The sequence below is a fragment of the Fulvivirga lutimaris genome (assembly GCF_009711525.1).
Lineage (GTDB): Bacteria > Bacteroidota > Bacteroidia > Cytophagales > Cyclobacteriaceae > Fulvivirga > Fulvivirga lutimaris.
Genome location: NZ_SMLV01000027.1, coordinates 1 through 383, shown reverse-complemented (window position 1 = coordinate 383; position 383 = coordinate 1). Strand labels below are relative to the sequence as shown.

At 36.6% G+C, this 383-nt stretch carries 1 pseudogene; it reads right to left on the bottom strand.

Annotated elements, in window-relative coordinates:
- Positions 1 to 365 (bottom strand): annotated as a pseudogene (locus E1140_RS00045) (porin); the annotation flags it as partial.
- Between the last annotated feature and the right edge of the window lie 18 nt (positions 366 to 383).

The following is a 383-nucleotide window of genomic DNA, read 5'->3' as shown; positions in this document are numbered from 1 at the left end:
TATTCAATCATTGTAGAAAGACCTCTGTATTTAAGGTGAGCATCTACAAACCAAGTGTTTAAGGTTCTTTGCTCTGAAAGGAAACTTCCTAATTGACCTCTTTGTCTTGAAGCGTGATCGTTATGGTCATAAGTAACACCAATCATTAATTTGACGTCATTTTCTCTTTTTAAGTCAGCAGCTTTATAATCGCCACTACTTGCAAAATCTCCGAAGGGCAACCATTCTACTCTGTTAGTGAAGTCATAACCACCAGCGTTTTTAGCTGTCATGTTTCTTCCTTCACCCATAGTTATAGCACCAGAGTATCTTAAGCTTTTACCTTTATATCTTAACTGAACTCCAACATCACGATCGATGTTCATTCTTGAATTTAGATTACT